General features: G+C 62.8%; 20 protein-coding genes. 7 read left to right on the top strand and 13 right to left on the bottom strand.

Translation table 11 applies throughout. The features are described 5' to 3' along the window. The 5 genes from AC07VH_RS11230 to AC07VH_RS11210 form a co-directional block, all read left to right on the top strand. A partial coding sequence (locus tag AC07VH_RS11230) for a YDG domain-containing protein (protein WP_494804026.1) occupies positions 1-2079 on the top strand: 2079 nt, incomplete at its 5' end. Positions 2080-2086: 7 nt separating this feature from the next. Further along, the gene (locus AC07VH_RS11225; protein WP_494789590.1) at positions 2087-2806 is read left to right on the top strand and encodes a FecR family protein; all 720 of its coding nucleotides are present in this window, start codon (positions 2087-2089) and stop codon (positions 2804-2806) included. Positions 2807-2897: 91 nt separating this feature from the next. Continuing rightward, a complete protein-coding gene (locus tag AC07VH_RS11220) occupies positions 2898-5339 on the top strand; it encodes a heavy metal translocating P-type ATPase (protein ID WP_494789589.1) in 2442 nt (813 codons plus the stop codon). A 1-nt stretch (position 5340) separates the two neighbouring features. Beyond that, entirely contained in the window at positions 5341-5760 is a 420-nt protein-coding gene (gene cueR, locus AC07VH_RS11215; RefSeq protein WP_475415561.1) for a Cu(I)-responsive transcriptional regulator, read from the top strand. Positions 5761-5780: 20 nt separating this feature from the next. Continuing rightward, on the top strand, positions 5781-6509 hold the full coding sequence (locus AC07VH_RS11210) for a glutathione S-transferase (protein ID WP_494789588.1): 729 nt from the start codon (positions 5781-5783) through the stop codon (positions 6507-6509). 52 nt (positions 6510-6561) lie between these two features. On the opposite strand, the gene AC07VH_RS11205 is transcribed toward AC07VH_RS11210, so the two are convergent. The 13 genes from AC07VH_RS11205 to AC07VH_RS11145 all read right to left on the bottom strand — a co-directional run bounded on the left by AC07VH_RS11205 (position 6562) and on the right by AC07VH_RS11145 (position 19432). Further along, entirely contained in the window at positions 6562-6762 is a 201-nt protein-coding gene (locus AC07VH_RS11205; protein WP_070219128.1) for a heavy-metal-associated domain-containing protein, read from the bottom strand. Between the two features lie 83 nt (positions 6763-6845). Then, positions 6846-7787: a bestrophin family protein gene (locus AC07VH_RS11200; RefSeq protein WP_494789587.1), complete on the bottom strand. Its 942-nt coding sequence runs from the start codon at positions 7785-7787 to the stop codon at positions 6846-6848. 255 nt (positions 7788-8042) lie between these two features. After that, entirely contained in the window at positions 8043-8549 is a 507-nt protein-coding gene (gene yidD / locus AC07VH_RS11195) for a membrane protein insertion efficiency factor YidD (protein ID WP_494789586.1), read from the bottom strand. A 60-nt stretch (positions 8550-8609) separates the two neighbouring features. Beyond that, on the bottom strand, positions 8610-9284 hold the full coding sequence (locus AC07VH_RS11190; RefSeq protein ID WP_494803986.1) for a site-2 protease family protein: 675 nt from the start codon (positions 9282-9284) through the stop codon (positions 8610-8612). 139 nt (positions 9285-9423) lie between these two features. Continuing rightward, the gene (locus AC07VH_RS11185) at positions 9424-11235 is read right to left on the bottom strand and encodes a PhoH family protein (RefSeq protein ID WP_494789584.1); all 1812 of its coding nucleotides are present in this window, start codon (positions 11233-11235) and stop codon (positions 9424-9426) included. Positions 11236-11524: 289 nt separating this feature from the next. After that, on the bottom strand, positions 11525-11995 hold the full coding sequence (locus AC07VH_RS11180) for a peroxiredoxin (RefSeq protein WP_494789583.1): 471 nt from the start codon (positions 11993-11995) through the stop codon (positions 11525-11527). Positions 11996-12070: 75 nt separating this feature from the next. Continuing rightward, the gene (locus AC07VH_RS11175) at positions 12071-13030 is read right to left on the bottom strand and encodes a polysaccharide deacetylase family protein (protein ID WP_494789582.1); all 960 of its coding nucleotides are present in this window, start codon (positions 13028-13030) and stop codon (positions 12071-12073) included. Next, positions 13030-14082 (bottom strand): bifunctional UDP-4-keto-pentose/UDP-xylose synthase, encoded by a 1053-nt coding sequence (locus tag AC07VH_RS11170; protein WP_494789581.1) that lies wholly within the window; start codon positions 14080-14082, stop codon positions 13030-13032. The genes AC07VH_RS11175 and AC07VH_RS11170 overlap by 1 nt, the downstream gene beginning before the upstream one ends. A gap of 21 nt (positions 14083-14103) precedes the next feature. Then, positions 14104-15021 carry a formyltransferase gene (locus AC07VH_RS11165; RefSeq protein ID WP_475415553.1) on the bottom strand — a complete coding sequence of 306 codons (918 nt, stop codon included), beginning with the start codon at positions 15019-15021 and terminating at the stop codon, positions 14104-14106. Continuing rightward, positions 15021-16016: a glycosyltransferase gene (locus tag AC07VH_RS11160; protein ID WP_326456826.1), complete on the bottom strand. Its 996-nt coding sequence runs from the start codon at positions 16014-16016 to the stop codon at positions 15021-15023. The genes AC07VH_RS11165 and AC07VH_RS11160 overlap by 1 nt, the downstream gene beginning before the upstream one ends. An 11-nt stretch (positions 16017-16027) precedes the next feature. Then, entirely contained in the window at positions 16028-17164 is a 1137-nt protein-coding gene (locus tag AC07VH_RS11155) for a DegT/DnrJ/EryC1/StrS family aminotransferase (RefSeq protein WP_494789580.1), read from the bottom strand. Positions 17165-17369: 205 nt separating this feature from the next. Further along, positions 17370-19043, bottom strand: a complete 1674-nt coding sequence (locus AC07VH_RS11150; protein WP_475415551.1) for a glycosyltransferase family 39 protein — start codon at positions 19041-19043, stop codon at positions 17370-17372. Then, positions 19040-19432, bottom strand: coding sequence for an Mth938-like domain-containing protein (locus AC07VH_RS11145; protein ID WP_494789579.1), 393 nt, complete (start codon positions 19430-19432; stop codon positions 19040-19042). The genes AC07VH_RS11150 and AC07VH_RS11145 overlap by 4 nt, the downstream gene beginning before the upstream one ends. Positions 19433-19855: 423 nt before the next feature. Here AC07VH_RS11145 and AC07VH_RS11140 point away from each other — a divergent pair, with 423 nt between their 5' ends. Next, positions 19856-21085 carry a pyridoxal phosphate-dependent aminotransferase gene (locus tag AC07VH_RS11140; protein WP_034750427.1) on the top strand — a complete coding sequence of 410 codons (1230 nt, stop codon included), beginning with the start codon at positions 19856-19858 and terminating at the stop codon, positions 21083-21085. Positions 21086-21159: 74 nt separating this feature from the next. Next, complete coding sequence (locus AC07VH_RS11135; RefSeq protein WP_489630199.1) at positions 21160-22482, top strand: homoserine dehydrogenase; 1323 nt, start codon at positions 21160-21162, stop codon at positions 22480-22482. Positions 22483-22508 lie beyond the last annotated feature (26 nt).

Below are 22508 nucleotides of genomic sequence, written 5' to 3'. Positions count from 1 at the left end.
ACGTATGACGGCACGACGGGCGCGCAAGTGGGCTTTGGCGACGACCGCGTCCAGGGCGATGCCTTGACGGTGGCGGGTAATGCCGCGTTTGGCAACAAGAGCGCCGGTGCGGGCAAAACCGTCACGGTGACCAACGTGGGCGTGAGCGGCGACGACGCCGGCAACTATGTGCTGGGCAGCAATGTCGGTAGCACCACGGCCGATATCGGCGCGCGCGCGCTGAACCTGTCCGGCGTGGCGGGCAGCAAGGTCTACGATGGCACGACGGGCGCGCAACTGACCCTGGGCGATGACCGTGTCGCCGGCGACAGCTTGACAACCTCGGCAGTGGCCAACTTCGCGGACAAGAACGTGGGCGTAGGCAAGGCTGTGCAGCTGAGCGGCGTTGCGCTGACGGGTGCCGATGCGGTTAATTATTTCATCGTCTTGCCGACGGGCTTGCTGGCCAGCATCACGCCCGCCAGCCTGACCCTGGCGGGCCTGAATGCGGCCGGCAAGGTGTATGACGGCACGACCAGCGCCGTCGTCAGCGCCACGGCAAGCGGCGTGCTGGGCCAGGACGTGGTCGCCGTGGTGGGCGGCAGCGGCAGTTTTGCCGACAAGAACGCCGGCGCGGGCAAGCTGGTGACGGCCAGCGGCTTCCGCCTGGCGGGCGCCGATGCGGGCAACTACACGCTGGAGACGACGGGCGGCACGGCGCAGGCTACGATCGCGCAAAAACAATTGTCGACCTGGGTAGCCAGCGGCAACGGCTTATGGAGCGATGCCGCCAACTGGGACGGCGGCGTAGTGCCGGAAGGCGCGAACGTGCTGGCTGTCGACTTTAGCAACAGCAAGGGCATCGTCACCTACAGCGCGGCGGCCGGCAATACCATCCTGAAAAACCTGACTTCCGCGACGGGCTTGCTGCTGACGGGCGGCAGCCTGACCCTCGGTGAAAGCGCGCTGGATCGTTCCGTGCTGGGCGGCCTGGCCGGCCTGGAAATCAACGGCGGCAACCTGCTGCTGAACGGCAGCCTGTCGGCGGACCGTTACGCGCAAGGCGGCGGCGTGTTGAGCGGCAATGGCAACTTGCTCGTCGCCAACAGTTTTAATCAGACTGCCGGCGCCATCCGGCTGGCGGGCCAGCTGGCCATCACGCAAGCGGCTGGCGACTTGCGCTTCGCCAGCCTGGCGGCCAACGATGTGCAGCTGAGCGCCTTGAACGGCGCCATCGGCCAGGACGGTGCGCTGCTCGCCAGCAGCCTGACGGCACGGGCGCAAAACGGCATCGTGCTGGGCAATCCGGGCAACCAGGTGGGCAGTTTTAGTGCCAGCAATAGTGCCGGCGGCGGCATTACGCTCAACAATACCTCGGCGCCGGGCACCTTGATTCTGGGAACGCTCTTCACGGGCGCGGGCAATATCGCCATCGACAACACGGGCGGCATCGCGGCCGGCAACATCAATGCGAATGGCGGCAACGTCAGCGTGACGGCGCACAGCCCCGTCGCCGTCAACGGCAGGATCGCGGGCAATGATATCGCGCTCAATGCCAGTACGGACGTGGTGCTGGGCGATGGCGCGCAGCTGGCGGCGGCGCGCGACATCAGCCTGGTGGCAGGCGGCGACGTCCGTGTCGAAGGCAATGCGAATATCGTTAGCGGCGGCCATTTCAGCGCCAGCGCGGGCGCCAACGTGCGCTTTGCGGACATGGCCAGCTTCATCTTGCCGGCAGCGGCCAGCATGAGCGTGCTGGCGAAAACGGGCAGCATCACGGGCGACGCGGGTGTGCGCATCAACCGCCAGCGCAGCGGCGTGACCCTGCTGGCGCCGACCGGCACGGTAAATATGGCGGACGCCATTTTCCTGCCAGCGACCACCGTCGACAGGCCCGTGATCGACTCCGCCACGAGCGCTGCCATCGACGATGCCTTGCGCATCATCAAGCAGGCCGACCGTGCCAACGATACGCTCGCGTCCACGACGCCAGCCAAGCTGGATGACAAGAAGAAAGACAGCATGGATGTTGTCGATGCCACCGATAAACCGACAGGATACAAATACGATGATGCCGCTAAAAAAATGTACTGCAATTAAGGCTTTCTTGTGGCTGGCCCTGATGTGCGTGGGCGCGCACGCCTGGGCAGGGCAGGTGGCCGGTACCGTCATGCAATTGAGCGGTCCGCTGATGGCGAAAAAGGCCGATGGCAAGGTGAAATTGTTGGCCATCAAGTCCGAAGTCGAGCAGGGCGACACCTTGCTGACGGAAAAGGAGACCTATGCCTTGATCAAGCTGATCGACAATAGCGAAATCACCTTGAAACCGAATACCAGTTTCGTGATCGAGCAATTCAGCTACACGGCCGAACAGCCCGATGGCGACCACGCCATCTTCAGTTTGCTCAAGGGGGGCTTGCGTTCCGTCACGGGCCTGCTGGGCAAGCGCAACAAGGAGCGCTTCGAGATGAAGACGCCGGCCGCCACCATCGGCATTCGCGGCACGACTTTCATTGCCACCGTCATCCCGCCTGGGACGCCGTCGTTGCCGGCACCGGCACCGGGACCGGCAAGCCAGCTGCGGGCGCCGGGCCTGTATGTGCAGGTGCTCGATGGCCTGATTCATGTGACGAATCCAGCGGGTACGAGTAATTTTTCTGCCGGGCAATTTGGCTATACGCCCAACTTCAGGCAGCCGCCCGCCCCCTTGCCCGTCAACCCCGGCATCCCGTTCACGCCGCCGCCGGTCTTTTCATCGTCGTCACCGGGCCCGGGCAGCGCGGCAGGCAGCAGCAAGCCTGCCACCATCGACTGCGTGGTGCGCTAAGGTGTGCTGCAGGCTGAAATAGGGCTTGACCTTCCCATCATGGGATAGCAGATCCTGTACATATCAGTTAATCTTTCGTACAGGATCTGCCATGAATCAGAGTGCACTCGCTCCCGCCGCTTCCCCTCCCGCTACTGCGCATGCGCACGCGCAGGCGCTGGCCATCGAAGGCATGAGCTGCGCCTCGTGCGTGGGCCGCGTGGAAAAGGCCTTGGCCGCCGTGCCGGGCGTGACCCAGGCCAGCGTCAACCTTGCCACGGAAGTGGCCAAAATCAGTTCCGATACGCCGATTCCCCTGGCCACCTTGCAGGCAGCCGTGGAAAAGGCCGGCTACACGGTGGCGCAGCGCGAGATCGACCTGAACATCGCCGGCATGACGTGCGCCTCTTGCGTGGGGCGGGTGGAAAAAGCCCTGCTGAAGGTGCCCGGCGTGCTGGCCGCCAGCGTCAACCTGGCCACGGAAAGCGCGCGCATCAAGGTCACGGGCGGCGCGGATGCCGCCACCCTGATCGCCGCCATCGACAAGGCCGGCTACGAGGCCAAGGCTCCTGCCGCCAGCCAGGCCAGCGCGCCCGTTGTGGCGCCCAACCGCGACGGCATGAAAGTGGCGTTCGCGGCCGTGCTGGCTTTCCCATTGATGCTGCCCATGCTGCTCGAGTGGGCCGGCATCCATCTGATGCTGCCCGGCGCTGTGCAATTCGCGCTGGCCACGCCCGTGCAGTTTTATTTTGGCGCCCGGTTCTACAAGGCGGGCTGGAAGGCGGCCCGTGCCGGCAGCGGCAATATGGACTTGCTGGTGGCGCTGGGCACGAGCGCCGCGTATGGTTTGTCCGTCTATCAATGGCTGACGGCAGGCGAGATGTTGCCGCATTTGTACTTCGAGGCATCGGCCGTTGTCATTACGCTGGTGCTGCTGGGCAAATGGCTGGAAAGCCGCGCCAAGCGGCAGACGGCCTCGGCCATCCGCGCGCTGCAGGTCTTGCGTCCGGAATCGGCCCGCGTGCGCCGCGACGGCGTCGAGATCGACTTGCCCGTGGCACAGGTAAACGTGGGCGACCTGGTGGTGATCCGCCCCGGCGAGCGGGTGGCCGTCGATGGCGTGGTGGTGGAAGGCGCAAGCCAGGTCAACGAATCGCTGATCACGGGTGAAAGCTTGCCGGTCGATAAGCATCCGGGCGACAAGGTGACGGGCGGCGCCATCAATGCGGATGGCTTGTTGCTGGTGCGCACGCAAGCGGTGGGCGGCGAGACGACCCTGTCGCGCATCATCCGCCTGGTCGAAGATGCGCAGGCGGCCAAGGCGCCGATCCAGCATCTGGTCGACAAGGTCAGCGCGATCTTTGTTCCCGTGGTGCTGTTGCTGGCGCTGCTGACCATGCTGGGCTGGTGGTTCGCCACAGGCGAGCTGGAAAACGCCATCATCAATGCCGTGGCCGTGCTGGTCATCGCCTGCCCCTGCGCGCTGGGCCTGGCTACGCCGACGGCCATCATGGCCGGCACGGGCGTGGCCGCCCGCTACGGCATCCTGATCAAGGATGCGGAAGCGCTGGAAGTGGCGCACGCCGTCAATACCGTCGTGTTCGACAAAACGGGCACCCTGACGGTGGGTAAGCCTGCCCTGGCGGCCCTGCATGCGCACGGCATCGACGATGCACGGCTGTTGCAGCTGGCGGCCAGTATCCAGCGTGGCAGCGAGCACAGCCTGGCTACGGCCGTGCTGGATGCGGCAGGCGCGCGCCACATCGAGCCCTTGCCCGCCACGGCCCTGTCGGCCTTGCCGGGCCGCGGGCTGGCGGCGAATGTCGACGGCCTGGACCTGAAACTGGGCAGCACGCGGCTGATGCAGGAGTTAAACGTGGACATGACGCCGCTGGCGGCACAGGCCTTGTCGCTGGAAAACACGGGCAACACGATCTCGTGGCTGGCTTCGGGATCGGAGCTGCTGGGCCTGTTCGCCTTCAGCGACCAGGTCAAGCCGAACGCGCAGGCGGCCATTGCCCATCTGCACAGCCTGGGCATCCGCACGGTGATGCTGACCGGGGACAACCAGGGCAGCGCCGACGCCGTCGGCAAGCTGCTGGGCATCGACACGGTGGCGGCGAAAATGCTGCCGGCCGATAAAACCGCTAAAATCACGGCACTGAAAGGCGAGGGCGCGAAAGTGGCCATGGTGGGCGACGGCATCAACGATGCGCCCGCGCTGGCTGCCGCGGACGTGGGCATCGCCATGTCGACGGGCACGGACGTGGCCATGCATGCGGCCGGCATCACGCTGATGCGCGGCGATCCGGCCCTGGTGGCGGACGCCATCGATATCTCGCGCCGCACCTACAGCAAGATACGGCAGAATCTGTTCTGGGCCTTCATTTATAACCTGATCGGCATTCCGCTGGCCGCCTTCGGCTTGCTCAACCCCATGGTGGCGGGCGCGGCGATGGCCTTCAGTTCCGTCAGCGTGATCAGCAATGCCCTGTTGCTGCGCCGCTGGACAGCCCGCAGTCATGCAGGCAGCGCGCATATCAAGGAGTCATAGGATGAATATCGGCCAGGCGGCAAGCGAGACGGGCGTATCGGCAAAAATGATACGCTACTACGAGAGTATTTCATTGCTAAAACCCAGCGCGCGCAGCGACGCCGGCTACCGCATCTACACGCCGAACGACTTGCACGCCCTGCGTTTTATCAAGCGCGGGCGGGGGCTGGGTTTTTCGCTGGAACAGATCCGCGAGTTGCTGTCGCTGTGGCAAAACGACCAGCGCGCCAGCGCGGATGTGAAGGGCATCGCCCTGGCCCACGTCGCCGAGCTCAACAAGCGCATCGCCGAATTGACGGAAATGCGCGATACCCTGGCCCACCTGGCGCAATCGTGCCACGGTGACGACAAGCCCGATTGCCCCATCCTGCAAAGCCTGGGGCTGGCCGGCGACACGGAAGCGAAGGCTTGCTGCCATTGAGGTAAATCAACGGAGGCTCTATGGCGTATGAACTGTATTATTGGCCCACGATACAGGGACGGGGCGAATTCATCCGCCTGGCCCTGGAAGAGGCGGGCGCCGACTACCGCGATATCGCCCGCTTGCCTGAGCGCCAGGGACAGGGACTATCCGCCATGCTGGCCTGCCTCGACGGCGGCAGCACGCCGCATGCGGCCTATGCGCCGCCCGTGCTGCGCGACGGCGACTTGCTGATCGGCCAGACCACGAATATCCTGCTCTACCTGGGCCGCCGCCTGGGCCTGGCGCCGCGCGCGGAAAGCGGCCATTTATGGCTGAACCAGCTGCAGCTGACCATGGCCGACTGGCTGACGGAAGTGCATGACACGCATCACCCGCTGTCGATGAATCAATATTATGAGGAGCAAAAACAGGCGGCCATGCTGCGCGGCGCGGATTTCCGCGAAACGCGCTTGCCGAAATTCCTCGATTTTTTCACCCAGGTCCTGCTGAATAATCGCAGCCGGGGCCAGTATCTGGTGGGCGCAAGGCTCACGTATGGCGACCTGTCGCTGTTCCAGATGCTGGCCGGCTTGCGTTATGCGTTTCCTCAAGCCATGGCGCGCCTGGCGCCCGGCTATCCCTTCCTGTCCGAGCTGCACGATACGGTGGCGGCGCGGCCGAACATCGCCCGCTACCTGCGGTCGAAGCGCAGGATCGCGTTCAATCAGGAAGGCATCTTCCGCCATTACCCGGAACTGGACGGATAAGAAAACAGCCGGCGCAATGGCCGGCTGTTGTGCATGTCGCTTTGCGTGCCATTTATTGCGCGCTGGTAACGGGGTAGCCCGCCTCGACGATGGCGGCGCTGATGGCGCCCAGTTCTGCTGGCGATTCCACCGTGACGCGCTTGCTGGCCAGGTCGATCTGCACCTGGGCTTGCGGATCGATGGCTTGCACCGCTTTCGTGACCGAGCCGACGCAATGGCCGCAGCTCATGTTTTCAACTTGTAACTGATACATGACAAGCACTCCTTGAATGATTAGGTGCGTCCACTGTAAGCCTTCCCCCGATGGTAAGGTCAAGGGGAAAGCTGGCGTGCGCATCAATTCAGCAGGAAATCGTCCGCTTGCATGGGCGGCGGCACGTTCTCATCCTGCAAGGATTCGCGCAAGCTGATTTCGATGGCGCGGCACATGGCTGACAGGGGCAGATCGTTGGCATCTTCGCCGAACGGCTCCTCGATCTCGTCGCCCAAGGCATCGAGGCCGAAGAAGGTGTAGGCGACGATGGCGACGACGAATGGCGTCATGAAGCCGAGCGAGTCGACCAGGCCGAAGGGCAGCAGGAAGCAGTACAGATAGGCTGTCCGGTGCAGCAGCAGCGAGTACGAAAACGGAATCGGCGTGCTGCGGATGCGTTCGCACGAAGCGCCTGCCGCTACCATGGCCGAGACCGTGCTATCGATCTGTGCGGTGAGGATGCTGTCGATGCGGCCCTGCCGGACGCAGTCGGCCAGGTCGTGGCCCATCTGCAGCATCAGGTAGTCGGATGGATTCGATGCCTGGCAAGCCGCTTCCCATTCTGCCGGGCGCAGCAGCGGCTGCAAGTCGGCCGGTCCGCGCGTGTCGCGCAACTGGTGACGCAGGGCGTGGCAAAAGGAGATGGCGCGGTAAATCATGCGCACGCGCACATCGTCCAGGCCCAGCCTGGCGTGGGCCGGCGTGTCGCCGCGTATCATCGTCTGGCACTGGCGCGAGAAATTACGGCTGCGCAACACCAGTTCGCCCCACAGCTTGCGCGCTTCCCAGTAGCGGTCGTAGGCGGCCGTGTTGCGAAAGCCCAGGAAGATGGCCAACGGCAAGCCGATCAGGGTAAACGGGATGGTGGTGAGGATCACCTTGTGGTCGAACAAGGTGCCGTGGCACCACGTGACGAGGGAGGCGATCAGGGTATTGACGATGAGCGTGGTGCGGATGCGCGGCAGGACGGAGCCGCGCACGACGAGGAACAGCCGTAGCGCCGAAGGGCGCTCGCGCACGATCATGCTGGTCTCCCTGCCGGGAGCTGGGCTGGCGGGGAACGGTGCGCCCGGTGATGGGTAAAAGAGGAAAGACGCAGTGGCAAGTGCCGGGAACAAAAAGCCCGCAGTGCGTGCGGGCTGAGCTGGGTGTGCATGGGAAACAGTGTAGGGAAGACGCTTTAAGTATAGGCCGCCGATCCGTTTCCAGCCAATTCACAGTGATAATGGGTATTATTCATTTCATGAATGAATAATTCATTCGTAATTTATTGTGTGAATTTAACTATCCGTATCCTGTCGCTGCCTGATCTTCTTGCGGTGTTCTTCCTGCTGCCGTTTCAGTGCGGCACTGGCTGTATAGTCGTTGCGGAACCACGTCGTGTTCTTGCCGCGGCGCGGCCGGGAGCAGTCAGCCAGGCTGGCCACGTCGGCGCAGTCGCAAGCGCAGTCCAGCAAAGGCAGGTCGCAATCGCAAAATCCCGCCTGGGCCTGGCGGCGCGCGCTGCGCCGCGCCTGCGGATGCAGCGCCAGGTGTCGGCGATGGCGTTCGCCGCAGGCGCGCAGGCGGCGTTGCAGCAGCGCCAGTCCCGGGCGCAAGCCGTGGCGCGCGATGACCTTGCAGCCATAGGCGGAGCAGCTGTCGCGCCCCGTCAGCACGCGGTAGGCGCAGGAGTAGCCTTTCCAGGGCGACAGATGGCGCTGGTAGGCACGGATCGCCCACAGGGCCAGATGCTTGCCGCAGGTGTCGAGTGAAAAAATGCGGGTTCCTTGGGCGGTCGCGTTCATTAGAGTAATGCAATGTTGCGAGCATACAATAGGGCTGCAAATAAGAATAGCGCCAGGGGCCTAGGCGCCCATGCTTTTCCAGCCATACCAGCCGAACGCCGCCAGCCACGCCACCATGATCGCCAGCCCCGGCAGCAACAGCCATTTTGCTGCCGTTTCTTCCCACGCCACATACGGCTGGCCACCGCGTGCGATGGCCAGCAGCGCCTGACCGCCATTCAGGCCGGCGAACGGCAGCAGATTAAAGGCGCACAGTTTCAATGCGAACAGGGCGAACACCGGCGCAAAGCCGTGCGTGCGAGCAAAGGTTTCTCCGTCAGCCAGCAATTGCTGCGCCGTCGACAATGGTGCCAGCGCACCGTCAATGATTTGCCAGAAGGCGGCGATAAAGCGCTCCCAGCCTGATGCTCCCATGATGCCCAGCGCCAAGGCCAGCAGCACGGCCACGCCGCTCAATGGCAGCAGCACCTGCTTCCACAGCGGCTGGAAGTTGTAGGCGTCAAGGCAGGGGTCGTCGTCATACAAAGTTTCCTCGCGCGTATCCTTCAGCACCAGATTGCCGGCCAGCGGCAGCAGCTTGAGGTGGACTTTGCCCCAGGTCAGCAGGGTGGGACCGACGCCATAGCTGATGCTGCGCACCGTGATGCCGAACAGCCTGGCGCAGATGGCCATGACGGAAATGTGGATGAGCATGAAGAGGATGAAGCAGAGCAGCAATTGCATGGCGGGAGGCATGGGGCGGGTTGTCCAGGAAGAAAGGAGCGGTATTAGAACATGCCGCAGGAAAAAGTCGCGCACATGAAAAAAGCCCCGCCTGCATCGCTGCAGTCGGGGCTTTTGCATGACTGGGGCAGCTGACGCCGCCCGCTATAACTTACAGCACTTCGCTGGCGTGGTCGGCCAGGCGCGAACGCTCGCCGCGTGCCAGGGTGACGTGGCCGCTGTGCGTCCAGCCCTTGAAGCGGTCGACCACGTAGGTCAGGCCGCTCGAGCCTTCCGTCAGGTACGGCGTGTCGATCTGGGCGATGTTGCCCAAGCACAGGATCTTCGTGCCGGGACCGGCGCGCGTGACCAGGGTCTTGACCTGTTTTGGCGTCAAGTTTTGCGCTTCATCGATGATGAGGAACTTGTTCACAAACGTGCGGCCGCGCATGAAGTTGAGCGACTTGATCTTGATGCGCGAGCGGATCAGGTCTTGCGTTGCCGCACGGCCCCATTCGCCGCCATCGGAGTCGGACTTGTTCAGCACTTCCAGGTTGTCGTCGAAGGCGCCCATCCATGGCGACATCTTTTCTTCTTCCGTGCCCGGCAGGAAACCGATATCTTCGCCGACGGGCACCGTCACGCGGGTGACGATGATCTCATTGTAGAGCTTGGTTTCCAGCACTTGCGCCAGGCCGGCGGCCAGGGCCAGCAGGGTCTTGCCGGTACCGGCCTGGCCCAGCAGGGTGACGAAATCGCATTCCGGATTCATCAGCAGGTTCAACGCGAAGTTCTGCTCGCGGTTACGCGCCGTCACGCCCCACACATTGTTCTTCGTGTGGCTGAAGTCGCGCAGGGTTTGCAGCACGGCCGTCTTGCCGTTGATCTGTTTCACCTGGCCGTAGAACGGCGTTTCGCCGTTTTTCGGTTCCAGGTAGATGAACTGGTTGACCAGCAGCGATGGAATGAACGGGCCCGTTACGCGGTAGAAGGTGGAGCTGTAGCCATTCTTGCTTTCCTGCCACGATTCCATGTCCTTGCCGTGCTTGTTCCAGAAGTCGTCCGGCAATTGCACGATGCCCGAGTACAGCAAGTCCGTGTCTTCCAGCACATGGTCGTTGAAGTAATCTTCGGCCGGCAAGCCCAGGGCGCGCGCCTTGATGCGCATGTTGATGTCTTTCGACACCAGCACCACGGGACGGCCATCCTGTTCCGACTCGAGCGAGCGCACGACGGCCAGGATCTGGTTGTCGGCCTTGCCCACTGGCAAGCCTGCCGGCAGGTCGGCGCTTTGCAAACGCGTCTGGAAGAACAGACGGCCCTTGGCATCCTTGTTGCCCAGCTTGGACAGCAGGATGCCGTGCTCGATGGCGTCGTCATCCGTGTTGCTGATCAGGGCGTCGAGCGTGCGCGACACCTGGCGCGCGTTGCGCGCCACTTCCGTCATGCCCTTTTTGTGGTTGTCCAGCTCTTCCAGGGTCATCATCGGCAGGTACACATCGTGTTCCTCGAAGCGGAACAGCGACGATGGATCGTGCATCAGCACGTTGGTGTCGAGCACGAACAGTTTCGACAGGCCGCGCTGGTCGGCGGCGCGGCTGGCGGACGACTTGAGCTGCACTTCGACGGGCTTGTGCTTGGCCGGATGCGGTTGCTCGGCTTGCTTGACGGGCTTGATCGGCGTGACCTTGCCTTTTGCCGCCGGTTTGGCTTTCGCCGCAGGCGCGGCAACGACGGCAGGCGCGGCCGCAACCGGCGCGGGCGCAGGCACCGGCTTGGCGACCATCAGGGCCGCCACTTGCTTGATCTTCGTGGCCGCATTGCGGACCGGCTTGGCAACTTCGGCGATCGCCGCTTCAATGACAGGTGCAGCCACTTTCTTGGCTGCCGGGGTTTTGGTGGCCGGGCGCGCTGCGCCTGCGCTTGGGTAATCTTGGGTGGCCAGGATGGTGGCTGGCTTGCTCGGTAATTTTGGCAGTGGCATCAGGATCTCAATCAAAAAATTTCTGGAATGAATCGCCCATGGGCAGCCAGCTTCTGGCGGCACTTCTCATGGGGTGGATGCGGGGGAACAACAATGCTACAGGACGAGTAACTGCCGGAAGGCCGGCAGCATGGCCGGTCATGGACGCCATCGGCGGGCTGCAGACCCGCCTGGCGCAGTGGATGGAGGCGCTTCGTTGACTCAAAATGGCGATAGGTACCGTGAACTGAACTGCGGTTGAACCAGGCTCGCTGGAAGCCGACAACGCGCATTGGATCAAAATGGACGATCAATTCAGATGCGCTACGAATTCCAGCACTTCTTCCACGTGAGTTGCGACCTTCACGCCTCTCCATTCTTTCACCAATCGGCCCTGGGCGTCAATCACAAACGTACTGCGCTCGACGCCGCGTACCATCTTGCCGTACATCTGTTTCATCTTCATGACGTTAAACAGCAGGCAAACGGCTTCATCCGGGTCGGAAATGAGCTCGAACGGCAGTTCCAGCTTGGCTTTGAAGCTTTCGTGCGAGCGCAGGGAATCGCGGCTGATGCCGTAGATTTCCACGCCGGCGGCGGCAAATTGCGCATACGCGTCACGGAAAGCGATGTTTTCCGTGGTGCAACCAGGGGTGTTGTCCTTCGGATAGAAAAACAGCACCGTGGCCTTGGCCGGGCGGCCCAGCAACTGAAAGGTCTTGCCGCTGGTCATGGCGGCGCTAAAGTCGGGTATGCTAACGAGGGATTGGCTATCAGCCACAGGTTCTCTCCTGAACGGTGATCATCAGCGCTGGTTTTTAATCTGGCAACGCATCCAGGTGCAACAATACAGCATTCAGGCCGCTTTGCCCTGCACAATCAGGCGTCCCGAACGCCCGGGCAACTCATCCCAGGTGATGGGGCAAACGGGCAAGTCCGTATTTTTTATCTTTTCATAATAATCGCCCATCGCTGCAAACTGGTAGCCCTGGGCTTTCCAGCCAGCCAGCAGCTGTTCGAAAATGGGGGCGAGTTTCTGTCCTTCAAGTTCCGCGTGCAAGGTATATACGTGGTCGCGGGGATTGTCCGCCGTCAGCGACAATATATGCGCGGCAACATTGCCGGTCGTGATCAGCTTGCCGTCGATTTCGCAGCCCAGCAATTCATCCAGGGTGGGCAGGGTGGTGGGCAATTGCACGCATTGCAGGATGGTGTTGCCATTGCGCACGCGGTGCGGGCCATTGCCCGGATGCACCATGGCGCCGCGCGCGTCGAGCATGGCGCGGCCATCGGAGGCAAAGTGGTAGCCGGCCGTGTCGTGCTCGACAAAGGCGCTGACATTCATTTGCCAGCCGGCCGCGCCGTGCGTGTGCGGCTTGCTGCCGAACACCTGTTCGTAGCGGTTGGCGGCCTTGCGCATCATGTTGATGGTCCAGGCGGCGTTGCGCTTGGCCACATTGTCTTGCCACAGGGTGTGATCCCAGGTGTGGATGCCGCACTCGAAACCGGCATCGCGCACGGCGCGCAATTGCGCCGCGCATTGCTTGCCGATATCGGGTCCCGGCAGCAAGGTGCCATACATCAATGTTTTCAAGCCGTAGTGCTCGACCACCGAGGTGCGCGACACCTTGCTGAAAAAGCCGGGCTTCAAGGCGCGCCGCAGGGCCCAGCCCGTGTGGTCGGGGCCCAGCGAGAACAGAAAGGTGGCCTTGGCCTGGTGCGCGGCCAGCATGCGCACCAGATTGCCCATGCCTTCACGGGTGCCGCGATAGGTATCGACGTCGATTTTCAGGGTCAGGAACGGCTTGCTCAACATTAATCCATCAGGGCTTTGGCTTGGGCTACCTGGCTGCGGTAGGCGTCGAAAATATTGCGCAGGGAATCGGCCATGGTGGTGGTCGGCGCCCAGCCCAGCTCTTCGCAGGTGTTGGTGATTTTCGGCACGCGGTTTTGCACGTCCTGGTAGCCGGCACCGTAGTAGGCGCCCGAGGTCGTTTCGACGATTTTCACGTGTTTCGCGCCTTCCGCGTATTCCGGGTATTCGGCGGCCAGCGTCAGCATCATGCCGGCCAGGTCGCGGATCGAATAGTTATTGGTCGGATTGCCAATGTTGTAGATCTTGCCGCTGGCGATGCCGTTCTTGTTGGCGATGATGCGCATCAGCGCATCGATGCCGTCGTCGATGTAGGTGAACGCGCGTTTCTGCGCGCCGCCGTCCACCAGCGAGATGTTCTCGCCGCGCACGATGTGGCCGAAGAATTGCGTCACCACGCGCGAGGAACCTTCCTTCGGCGTGTGGATCGAATCGAGGCCGGCGCCGATCCAGTTGAATGGACGGAACAGGGTGAAGTTCAGGCCTTCCATGCCGTAGCCCCAGATCACGCGGTCCATCAGCTGCTTGGCGTTCGAATAGATCCAGCGCGGCTTGTTGATGGGGCCGCAGATCAGTTCCGAGTTTTCCGGATCGAATTCCTCGTCATGGCACATGCCGTACACTTCGGAGGTCGACGGGAAGACCAGGTGCTTGCCGTACTTGGCGGCCGAGCGCACGATGGGCAGGTTGGCTTCGAAGTCCAGTTCGAAGACGCGCAGCGGCTGCTTGACGTAGGTCGATGGCGTGGCAATGGCCACCAGCGGCAGGATCACGTCGCATTTCTTGACGTGGTACTCGACCCATTCCTTGTTGATCGTGATGTCGCCTTCGAAGAAGTGCATGCGCGGCTTGTAGTTATCATCTTCCAGCAATTCCGTGATGCGGTCCGTGTTCATGTCCATGCCGTAGACATGCCAGTCGGTGGTCTCCAGGATGCGCTTGGACAGGTGGTGGCCGATGAAGCCGTTGACGCCTAAGATGAGGACTTTTTTCATGTGAGATTCTCTTGTGTGATATCAGTGTGTGCTGACGCGGGTGGTCAGACTTGCTTGCAATTGCTGAGCCGAAATCGGCTCCCCGGCAGCCCTCAGCGCGGAAATGGCCAGCATGCGGCCGTCTCCGCAGACGCCAAAGATGCAATTATCCACTACCGCCAAGCCCGGTGGCAAACTTCCTGCGGAATGCTTGCTCAAACGGGCTTTTTCGATGGTGTAAATAACATTGTTGACTTCGGTGAAGGCGCCGGGATACGGGGGCGCGACGGCCCGGTGCAGGTTGTACACCTGCTGCGCGGGTAACTTCCAGTCGATGCGGCCGTCTTCCGGCGTGCGGCCGCCAAAATAGCCGCCCTGGCGCAAATCGTTGAGCTGGCGCGGCGCCGTGCCGTCCAGCAAGGCCGGCAGCACGCCCCACAGCGTTTGTTCCGCCGCCACGGTGACCTTGCCGAAGACTTCGAATGCCGTGTCGTCGGGCAGGATGGGCACGGCTGTTTGCGCCACGATGGCACCGGCGTCCGGCTTGACCGTCATTTCATGCAGGGTGGCGCCCGTCTCCGTGGCGCCATGCAGCACGGCCCAGTTGACGGGCGCGCGGCCGCGGAACTGCGGCAGCAGCGAACCGTGCATATTGTAGGCGGGCGCGACTTCCAGAATGCTGGCGGGCAACATGTGGCGGTAGTAAAAGCTGAACAGCATGTCCGGTCTGGCCGCCTGCACCCGCGCCAGCAGGTCGGGCGCGCGCGCGTCCGAAGGCGTGATGTACGGGATGCCTTCGGCCTGGCACAGGCTGGCGACGGATTCGAACCACAGGTTTTCCGTGGGACTGTCTTCGTGCGTGACGACCAGGGCGATATCGACGCCGCCGGCCAGCAGCACCTTGATGCAGCGCACGCCCACGTTGTGGTAGCCGAAGACGACGGCGCGGGGGGCGCCCATCAGCGGCCCACCTGGCGCTTTTCCAGGCGCACGTACGATGGCGCCTCGGCTTCCGCCTGGGTCATGCCGTCCTGCAAGATGGTTTGCACCACGTAGCGGGGCCGTGCACGCACTTGCTGGAAGATGCGTCCCACGTATTCGCCCACCAGGCCGATGCCGAACAGGATCACGCCCATCAGGAAGAAGGCGATGGCGAACAGGGTGAACACGCCTTGCGCCTCGGCGCCCAGCAGGAAGCGGCGCACCAGCAAATAGATCACCAGCAGGGCGGAGCTGACCGACAGCAGCATGCCCAGCATCGAAAAGATTTGCAGGGGAATCAGCGAAAAGCCCGTGACCAGGTCGAAATTGAGGCGGATCAGGCTGTACAGCGAGTATTTCGACTCGCCGGCGGCCCGTTCCTCGTGTTCGACGGTGATTTCCGTCGGCTTGCGGGCAAACGTGTAGGCCAGGGCGGGGACGAAGGTGTTGACCTCGGCGCACTGGTTGACCAGGTCGATCACATTGCGGCCATACGCGCGCAGCATGTTGCCCTGGTCCGTGATCTTGATGTTGGTGATGCGCTCGCGCAGGCGGTTCATCATCTTCGAGGCCAGGGTGCGCCAGGCGGAATCTTGCCGCTTGCGCCGGATCGAGCCCACATAATCGTAGCCTTCGCGCATCTTTGCCACCAGGTTGCCGATTTCTTCTGGCGGGTTCTGCAGGTCGGCGTCGAGCGTGACCATGATCTGCCCGCGCGAAGCTTCAAAGCCGGCCAGGATGGCCATATGCTGGCCATAATTGCCATTGAATAAGACGACGCGCGTGACGTCGGGGCGCTGGCGGAACTGTTCCGCCAGGATGGCCACCGAATTGTCGCGGCTGCCATCATTGATGAAGATGATCTCGTAGCTCGTCTGCAAGGCGTCGAGGGCCGGATACAGGCGGGCGAACAGGCTGGCCAGGCCATCCTGTTCGTTGTAGATCGGAATGATAATGGACAGTTCAGGTTTCATCGGCGCGCTGCTCACTTGATGAGAATGGATTTGACGGTGGCGACGGCGCGTTCCACGTCCTGTGTCGTCATGGCGTAGAACATCGGCAAGGTCACGGTCAGGCGGCCGATCTTTTCCGAGACGGGGAACATGCCCTCGGTAAAGCCGCGTTCGCGGTACATGGTAAACAGGTGGATCGGTGCGTAATGATAGCCCGTTCCCACGTTTTGCTGCGCCATGGCCTGCATGAACGCGGCGCGCGTGCCGGGGCCGTTGTCGGGCAGGATGATCTGGAACAAGTGCCAGTTGCTGTTTTCAAAGTCCTGCACGGGCAGCCGGGCGCCGCTGGCCGCTTCGAAGTCGCTGCCGAACTGCGCGAAATAGTGGCGCGCCAGCGCGCGGCGGTGGGCCGTGATGGCGTCGATATTGGCGAACTGGCCCAGGCCGATGGCGGCCATGATGTCGCTCATGTTGTATTTGCCGCCCAGCACATCGACGTCGATGCCGTCCACGCCGCTGCGCGTGACGCCCTGCAGCCGGTATTTCTCGGCCAGTTTCGCTTCTTCCAGGTTGTTCAGGACGAGGCAGCCGCCTTCGCCCGTGGTGATGTTCTTGTTGGCCTGGAAGCTGAACGAGACGAAGTCGCCGAACGCGCCGATGCGCTTGCCTTTCCAGCTGGAGCCGAACGCCTGCGCCGCGTCCTCCACGACCCGCAGCTTGTACTTCTCGGCAATCGCGTACAGGCGGTCCATGTCGACGGGCAAGCCGGACAGGTAGACGGGGATGATGGCTTTCGTCCGCGGGGTGATGGCCGCTTCCAGCTTGTCGAGGTCGATATTCCGCGTGACGGGATCGATATCGGCAAACACGGGCGTGGCGCCCACTTCGATGATGACGTTCGCCGTCGCGACCCACGACACGGGCGTGGTGATGACTTCGTCGCCGGGCTTGACACCGGCGATGCGCAGCGCGATTTCCATGGTGCACGTGCCCGAATTGAAGGTGCGCACGGGACGCCCGCCGAAATACTCGGACAGCTGGGCTTCGAAGGCTTGCACCTTCGGGCCGCTGGTGATCCAGCCCGAGCGCAGCACCTCGCCGACGGCGGCGATGGTCGCTTCATCGATGGTGGGTTTGGAAAAAGGCAAAAAGGGCAGGGTAGAGGTCATGGGGCGCGGTTCTTGGGTCGGTATGGTGTCGGGTGTCGGTGTCGCCGAGGCTGCCGGTGCGGTCAAACACCGCCGGCAGGCATGGCTATTTTATATCGTTCATAGGGCGGCGCGGCCCCCTCGGCGGTGAAAAATCCTGCCGCTGCGGGGCGGGGCAAGCCGGCCGGGGGCGCGATCCGTGCTGCTTCGCGCCCCGGTTCTCCATCTATTTGTTGGCAATGACCATGCGGCGCGCATCCTCGGCAATGACGCGCATGGGCACGCCACGCTGTTGCAATTCCTTGTAACGGTTCAGGCTGATAATGGCCATGTCGTGCACGCCGGCGTTGGCATCGTTCGTCCACTGCGTGATGAACGGCTCGATGGTCGGGATCGACAGTTCCGGCTGCTGTTTCAGGCCAAACGTGAATTCATCCCAGTAATCGACGAGGATCACGGGCCGCTGCAGGTAATACGTCAGCGACTGTTCATAGATGCCGACCGAATAGAGCTTGGTATCGGCCTTCAGTTCGGCCTGGATCTGCGGCAGCATGTCGCTGCCCGCGCGGTTCTGGCCATACAGTTCGGAGCCGGCCAGGATGCAGTGCGTGGCCAGGAAGCCGGCGCCGGCGATCGTCAGCACGGTCATGTCGCGGCGCAGCTGGCGCGCATGCAGCAGGGCCAGGGCGCCGCCGGCCAGGGCGAAGAAGCCGGCCGCCATCAGCCATGGCTGGTAGCCTTTCAATGCGATCAGTGCCGCCGGATCGCGCGCGCTGGCCTTGCCGAAGGCGATCGGCCCGCCGATCAGGATGGCCGCGCCCAGCACGCACAGCAGGCCGGCGGCGAACAGGCGCTGGCGGCGCGATGCCGATTCCAGGTACAGCGCCACCAGCAAGGCCAGCGCCGGGAAGATCGGCACGATATAGCCGGGCAGCTTCGAGGTCGAATAGCTGAAGAAGAAGAAAATGAAGACGGCCCAGACCAGCAGCATTAAGCGCGGCTGGAAGGCGCCCGGCTGGCGCTGGAAGGCGGCGGCCAGGCTTTGCGGCAGCACGCCTATCCAGGGCAGGATGCCGGGAATGAGCAGCACGAGGAAATAGTACCAGGCGCCTTCGCGCTTGTGCCCCTTCATCAGGAAGCGCTGGAAATGCTCGTGGATGAAGAAGAAATGCGGCTGCTCCGGATTGCGCAGGGCCACCAGCACGAACCAGGGCGCGGCGATGGCGAAAAAGACCAGCAAGCCCTTGACCAGGTGCAAACGCGTCCAGATGCGCCAGTCGCGCGCGCACAGCGAATACAGCACCAGCACGGCGCCCGGCAGCACGATGCCGATCAGGCCCTTGGCCAGCACGGCCAGCGCCATGCCGGCCCAGCAGGCCAGCATCCAGTTGCGCCGCTCCGTCGCCGTGGCGTCGTCGCGCTGGGCGATCAGCAGGCTGCCCAGGGTAATCGTCATCATGCCCGACAGGCCCATGTCCAGCGAATTGATCTGCCCGGAAGCGAGCCAGAACAGGCTCGACGCCAGCACCAGGCCCGCGTACAGGCCCACGCGGGGGCCGAAGACCTTCTTGCCCGCATAGGCCGTCATGCACACGCCGATGATGCCGCACAGGCCAGTCCACAGGCGCGCCTGCCACTCGCCCAGGCCGAAGGCGGCGAAGGTCAGCGCATTCATCCAGGTTTGCAGCGGCGGCTTTTCAAAGTACTTGATGCCGTTCAGGCGCGTGGTGATCCAGTCGCCCGTGACGAACATTTCGCGCGCCATCTCGGCGTAGCGGCCCTCGTCGGGCGGCACCAGGGTGCGCACGCCCAGCGCATACAGGGTGACGACGATGAAGATGCCCAGCAGGGACCACATCAGCACCCGCGACGAGTGCAGTTCGTTGACATTGATTTTCATGCGGCCTTGCCTGCGGCCGGGGCCAGGATCAGGGCCAGGGTGACCTTGCGGCCTTCGCCCATGAGGATATTGTAGGTGCGGCAGGCGGCCTGGCTATCCATGCATTCGACGCCGATGCGGCGCATGGTCAGCGCGGCCGTCAGCTTCGGGTGCACGAAGCGCTGGCGCTCGCCCGTGCCGAGGATGACCACGTCGGGCGTATCGGCCAGGATCTGCGCGAAATGCGCCTCGTTCAATTGTTCGAAACTGTCCACTTCCCACGCCCGTGGCGCCATTTCCGGCATGACGATCAGGCTGTAGTTGTATGGCTGGGCATTGATCTCGACGCCGTTTTCGTCATAGCCGGTGACAGTCTGGTATTGTTGGGTGCTGCTGGCGTGGAGTTTCATGGCGATATCGGGGCTGGTCGTGTCGGTTGATCGGTGCGCGCGCGGCCAAACTGGGTGCCGCGGCCAAGGGCGTAAGCATGCCATAAATGACAGAAAAGAGCGACTGAAAAGCAACATCCTTTCCAAATTGCAATGTTCGGCGCCACAGTGACGCTGCCTGCCTGCGCCATGGTAATGGCGCAAGATTAAGGGAAGATGAAGATGGCGGCCGCCGGATGGGCTTACCGATGCGCCGGCGTGGCAGAATCGGCGTCAAATGCTGCAGTTCGCCATGTTTAATTTGATAAAATGGCCTGTTTTCGGCGAGAATGGTTGTTTTCGCCTTGCAGTCTTTCGCATCGCAGTTTCACGGGTTCATAGTTCTGGCGCGGCGGCCACGCTGCAAGCTCAAGTCTCCGCGCCGCATCACGACAGGGATTTATTTTGCGACCGATTCAGAAATCGAATAAATTGGCGGACGTCTGCTACGACATCCGCGGCCCGGTCCTGGAAAAATCCAGGCAAATGGAAGAAGAAGGCCACAAGATCACCAAGCTCAATATCGGCAACCTGGCCGTATTCGGCTTCGATCCGCCCGACGAGATCGTGCGCGACATGATGCTCAATCTGCAGAACGCGGCCGGCTATACGGACTCGAAAGGCATGTTCGCGCCGCGCAAGGCCGTCATGCACTACACGCAAGGCAAGAATATCGCCGGCGTGACCATTGATGACATTTACCTGGGCAATGGCGCTTCCGAACTGATCGTCATGTCGATGAACGCCCTGCTCAACAGTGGCGACGAAGTGCTGGTGCCGGCGCCCGATTACCCGCTGTGGACGGCCGCCGTCAGCCTGTCGGGCGGCAATCCCGTGCATTATGTGTGCGACGAGCAGAACGAATGGTATCCCGACATCGAGGACATGCGCCGCAAGATCACGCCGCAGACCAAGGCCATCGTCGTCATCAACCCGAACAATCCCACCGGCGCGCTGTACCCGGTTTCCGTGCTGCTGCAGATCGTCGAACTGGCGCGCCAGCATCAATTGATCATTTTCGCCGACGAGATCTACGACAAGGTGCTGTACGACGAAGCCGAGCACGTGTCGATCGCCTCGCTGGCCGACGACGTGCTGTTCATTACCATGAACGGCCTGTCGAAGAATTACCGCTCCTGCGGCTACCGTTCCGGCTGGATGGTGGTCTCGGGCGAAAAGCGTCACGCCAAAGATTACATCGAGGGCCTCAACATGCTGGCCTCGATGCGGCTATGCGCCAACGCGCCGGGGCAGTTTGCCATCCAGACGGCACTTGGCGGCTACCAGAGCATACAAGACCTGGTGGGGCCCGGCGGGCGCCTGTTGAAACAGCGCGATCTGGCGCACAAGCTGCTGACCGACATTCCGGGCGTCACCTGTGTCAAGCCGAAGGCCGCGCTGTACATGTTCCCGCGCCTGGACCCGGAGATCTACCCGATCGCCGACGACCAGCAGTTTGCCTATGAATTACTGGCCGAAGCCAAGGTCCTGATCGTGCAGGGCACGGGCTTCAACTGGATCGCGCCCGACCATTTCCGCGTCGTCTTCCTGCCCAACTCCGATGACCTGACCGAGGCCATGGGGCGCATTGCGCGCTTCCTCGAAGGCTATCGCAAGCGTCACGGCCGGGGCTGAAAGCCAGCAGCAGCAATCTCGATCAACCTGGCGCCGCCCAAGGGGGCGCCACTTATGAGCAGTCAAGCACAACTATGAAATCCATCAAGATCGGCCTGCTGGGCCTGGGCAATGTCGGTTACGGCACGTTCAGCGTCCTGAAACGCAACCAGGAAGAAATCAAGCGCCGCGCGGGCCGCGGCATTGACGTCGTCGCCGTTGCCGTGCGCGACGTGGCGCGCGCCGAAGCGCTGGTCGCCGGCGGCTGCAAGGTCGTCAATGACCCCTACCTGATCGTCAACGATCCCGAGATCGACATCGTCGTCGAACTGATCGGCGGCTACGACCTGTCGAAAACCCTGGTGATGCAGGCCATCGCCAACGGCAAGCACGTGGTCACGGCCAACAAGGCCCTGCTGGCCGTGCACGGCAACGAAATCTTCGCCGCCGCCCAGGACAAGGGCGTGATGGTGGCCTTCGAGGCGGCCGTCGCCGGCGGCATCCCCATCATCAAGGCGCTGCGCGAAGGCTTGACGGCCAACCGCATCGAATGGATCGCCGGCATCATCAACGGCACCACCAATTTCATCCTGTCCGAAATGCGCGACAAGGGCCTCGATTTCGCCACCGTGCTGAAACAGGCGCAGGAACTCGGCTACGCGGAAGCCGACCCCACGTTCGACATCGAAGGCGTGGACGCCGCGCACAAGGCCACCATCATGTCGGCCATCGCCTTCGGCATCCCGGTGCAGTTCGACAAGGCCTACGTGGAAGGCATCAGCAACCTCAATGCCGTCGACATCCGCTATGCCGAGCAGCTGGGCTACCGCATCAAGCTGCTGGGCATCACCAAGCGCGCCACCGTCAACGGCGTGGAAGGCATCGAGCTGCGCGTGCATCCGACCCTGATCCCGGCCAAGCGCCTGATCGCCAACGTGGAAGGCGCCATGAACGCGGTGCTGGTGCATGGCGACGCCGTCGGCGCCAGCCTGTACTCGGGCCGCGGCGCGGGCGCCGAGCCGACCGCTTCGTCGGTGATCGCCGACCTGGTCGACATCACCCGCCTGGCCACGGCCGATCCGGAACACCGCGTGCCGCACCTGGCGTTCCAGCCGAACGCGATGACCGATATCGCGATCTTGCCGATGTCGGAAATTACCACCAGCTACTACCTGCGCATGCACGTGGCCGACCAGCCGGGCGTGCTGGCCGACCTGACGCGCATCCTGGCCGAACGCGGCATCTCGATCGACGCCATGCTGCAAAAAGAGCCGGCCGAGGGCGAGACGCACACGGACATCATCATGCTGACGCACCAGACGCAGGAAAAGAACGTCACGGCCGCCATCGAGAAGATGGAAGCCTTGCATAGCGTGGTGGGCACGGTCACCAAGATCCGCCTGGAAAACCTCAGCTGAGTTTTCAGCGATCCATGCAGAACGGC

The organism is Janthinobacterium sp. GW821-FHT03C10 (genome assembly GCF_059420865.1).
This window is presented reverse-complemented; position numbering and strand designations above follow the sequence as displayed.